This window comes from Streptococcus loxodontisalivarius, assembly GCF_016908645.1.
In the GTDB taxonomy this organism is placed as follows: Bacteria; Bacillota; Bacilli; order Lactobacillales; family Streptococcaceae; genus Streptococcus; species Streptococcus loxodontisalivarius.
Genome location: NZ_JAFBEH010000083.1, coordinates 1 through 3918, shown reverse-complemented (window position 1 = coordinate 3918; position 3918 = coordinate 1). Strand labels below are relative to the sequence as shown.

Sequence of the window (3918 nt, the reverse complement as noted above, 5' to 3'; positions counted from 1 at the left end):
TTTCATTATAAGTCATGTGGGACTTTTTTTCTACATTCAAAAAGCCCTACAATCTCCTTGGTGGATTTACCCACTACAGAAATTATAGAGCCGAAGTTTTAAAACAAGATTGCTAGGCAGTCTTGTTTTTTTATTTCGTAAAATCTATGTATATATTAAAATATACATTAGGTTTTGTATTATTAGATTTACAATTTTTTGAAATCAAAAATCTCTAAAACATGTATAAATACAGCTTTTTGAGCTATTTATAAATATTTTAAAAGACATATTGAAAAATTTTTCTCCTAAAAGCAACTTTTTCTAAATGAGAAATTGAAAACTTTCAAATTACATGCTAGAATGTTATTGCAAAATTTAGAAAAGATTTAGGAGTTTTTATGAATAAAAAAGTTCAGGTTTATGCATCTATTCGTAAACTAAAGGGAATTGGTGTTGCAGGTATTTTGGCCATTAGTTTTTTGGGAATGGCTGTGCTAACATCACCAAGAGTATTTGCTGAAGAAACAGCTCTTGTTGCGACAAGTTCAGAAACCTCTGATAGCCTATCAGCGGCACAGACTGATCTAGCTAATGCTCAAGAAGAAGTAAATCTCGCGCAAGAAAAAGTGGAGCAATTGAGCAATCAAGCAGTTCAACAAGAGGAGATTGTTTCTGATACTCAAGCAGATATTGAAGTTACAGATCAGGCGATTGCAACAACTCAGGAAGCACTGGCAGAATCTAAATCAAAAGAGGAAAGTCTCAGTCAGGAAGAAAGTGAATTGAGTCAGCAGATAAGCAGTGCTCAAGATGATGTGGCTCAAGCAAGCCAAGAAGTAACTGATGCTCAGAAGGTCTTGGAAACAGCAAGGCAGCAATCTCAAAAGCAGACAGAAGAGATTGAAAATGCACAAGCAGAAGTCAATCAAGCTCAAGAAGAGATAACTGTGTCAAAAGCGGAGCTTGATCAAGCAGTAAGTGCAGCTAATCAGGCAAATGACAAGTTTGAAGCTGCTCAAGAAGCTCAAAAGAAGGCTAACGATGCCCTATTGGCAGCTGAAAATAATGTAAGTGCTAATAAGATTGTCCTAACGCAAGCCTATATGGATGCTCTGGAGAAAGCCTATACTGATGTGAAAGGTGTTGAGGTAACGACCGATACCTATAATACAATCATCAATAAGGCAGCTAAAGAAACTCTCTTATCAGAAGGGAAAAAACTCTATCAATCGAATCAATTTCAAGCAGATCCAAGTGATGATAATACGACTCTCTATGATTTAAATGAGCTTCCAGATGAAATCATCCGCGACCTTTCTTTCTATGCAAGCGAATTAATTAATTCTTTGAACCAGCAACTTGGAACTGTTACCACTTATGTAACACCGGGTTCACTTGCTTTTGCTGATAGAGTTGGTGACTTGTATGTTGAGGATAACTGGACTTACAATAATGCTGGTCACGACGTTTCTGCAATTAAGAAAGCAGCAGCTGAATTTGGTTTGGATAGCACGGGTCAATACTATGAAAACATGTTTAGTTCTTGGACAAATATTGGCCCAGTTAAACAAATGACTCTGGTTCAAATGAAGAAAGAAATCTATGATTCAATCAAAGGATTCATGTTTTCTGGTGCTATTCCTGGAAATGACCAACAAGAGTGGGCTCATGCAACAGGAATTACAAATTCGGGTAATATGAGAGTGCAATCAGGAGTCACAAATAGTTACGTTGGTGTTGATTTTAACTATTTGAGTGATGGTTCAAATCGACTTCATTTCTTGAGCGTTGTTGATTCACCGGGATATATTGTTGATCCAAGTAAATTTAATACAACAATCTTGACTCCTGCTTCGAAAACAGAGAAACTTCAGGCAGCATTTGAAAAGGCAAAACAAGACTTGGCTGCTGCAGAAAATGAAGTAGCCCAAGCGCAAGCAAATTTGACAGAGAAAGAAACAGCCTACCAAGCAAGCTCGAAGAAACTAGAAGAAGCTAAAGTAAAATTAGATGCTTTGAAAGCTACAAGCGATCAAGATGTGGCTAATGCCCAAACTTTACTTGATAAAGCCCAAGAAAATTTGACTGTCAAAGAAAATCTACTTTCTGATTTGAAGAATCAAAAGGCTGCATTGGATGCAAAACTTCAGAAACAAACTTCAGAAAGTAAGCAGCTAGAATCTGAATTATCACGTTTACAAACTGTTCAAGCAGAGCAAAAACAGAGCGAAGCGATTGCTAAAGCAGTCCTAGAAAACATCAATAATGAGCTAGTGGCAGCTAAAACGGCCCTTCAAAAAGCAGAAGAAAATCTTTCGCAAAAAGAACTAGCCTTGTCAAATGCCCAAACCGCCGCCAAGGCCAAAGCCGAAGAGGAAGCCGCCCAAGCCGCAGCTAAGGCTAAAGCTGAAGAGGAAGCCGCCCAAGCCGCCGCCAAGGCTAAAGCCGAAGAGGAAGCTGCTCAAGCCGCCGCCAAGGCTAAAGAGGAGGAAGAAGCCGCTCAAGCAGCTGCCAAGGCTAAAGAGGAGGAAGAAGCCGCTCAAGCAGCTGCCAAGGCTAAAGCTGAAGAAGAAGCCGCCCAAGCCGCCGCCAAGGTCAAAGCGGAGGAGGAAGCCGCTCAAGCCGCCGCCAAGGCCAAAGCTGAAGAAGAAGCCGCCCAAGCCGCTGCCAAGGCTAAAGAGGAGGAAGAAGCCGCCCAAGCCGCCGCCAAGGCTAAAGAGGAGGAAGAAGCCGCCCAAGCCGCCGCCAAGGCCAAAGCCGAAGAGGAAGCCGCTCAAGCCGCAGCTAAAGCTAAAGCCGAAAAGGAAGCTGCTCAAGCAGCCGCCCAAGCTGCAGCAAAGGCCAAAGCCGAAGAGGAGTCAACCCAAGCTAAATCCGAGGCTAAAGAAGAGAAGGAAGATGAAGCTAAGACAGAAATTGAAGAACAAACTAAGTCAGAAGTGCAGGATGAGGCTAACTTCCAAGGAAAATCTGATTTAGATGTAACTAAGAATGACACAGTAGAGCAACTTAATGTGAAAGCAACTTCAGAACAAAATCCAAATGTAGCTGTTGCTAGAAGCTACGGATCTGACAATACTACTGCTAAACACACTTTGGAGAAGACTTCTTATAACAAGCAAACAGAAGAAAATCAAGTTGAACTTCCGGAAACTGGAGATGAGACAAGTCAAACACTACTTCTATCAGGTCTACTTATGATGACTTTGGCTATCTTCTCATTTAAAAAACAGAAAGACTAATCGTCTTTGACATTTTCTGAATTCCTAGTCTCTAGCTCTGTGTTATAATGTTTGTATGGATATCAGAATTGTAACAGAAGATTTTCAAGATATGGAGCTGCTTGATGCCCTCAACCGTGAGGCCTTTCCTGAGGAAGAGCGAGTTGAAACTCGAGATTTGATAGCTTATAGTTTGGCTGCTGGGCGTGAGTTTCTTGCCTTTTATGATGGAGAGACCTTCATAGGATTTGCGGTTATCATGCTGTCAGACCAAATGATTTACATGTCCTTTTTCGCTGTGGAGCAGAGGCTCAGAAGTCAAGGTTATGGTAGTAGGATTCTGACTGCTATTAGTCAGCGCTATCCTAAGCGCAGCTTTTGCCTTGAAGTAGAGCGATTAGATGAGCCTTCTGAAAATATGGCAGAGCGACGTGCGAGACGTGCTTTTTATGCCAAAAATGGTTTTGAAGAGACGGACTATCGTCTGGAATATGGTGACCTGTCTTTTGATATCCTCTCTAAAGGGACCTTTGTCAAGGAAGCCTATGATGCCCTACTTTCCTCGATTGCAAGTTTTGAGTTCAGTATAAAATCAATCAGAAAATAGAAAAGCTCAGCATAGAGGCTCTTTGTCAACTGTAGTGGGTTGACTAAATAATTAAGCACGAGAGAGAATCAAATTGGTTCTCTCTTTTGTTGCGTTCAAAGCGAGAAG

2 protein-coding genes are annotated in these 3918 nt (G+C 41.0%); both read left to right on the top strand.

Translation table 11 applies throughout. From position 1 onward, the window contains the following. Nucleotides 1-380 precede the first annotated feature (380 nt). Entirely contained in the window at nt 381-3224 is a 2844-nt protein-coding gene (locus JOC28_RS10525) for an SEC10/PgrA surface exclusion domain-containing protein (RefSeq protein ID WP_205010624.1), read from the top strand. Between the two features lie 55 nt (nt 3225-3279). Further along, complete coding sequence (locus JOC28_RS10520; RefSeq protein WP_205010623.1) at nt 3280-3810, top strand: GNAT family N-acetyltransferase; 531 nt, start codon at nt 3280-3282, stop codon at nt 3808-3810. Nucleotides 3811-3918: the final 108 nt, after the last annotated feature.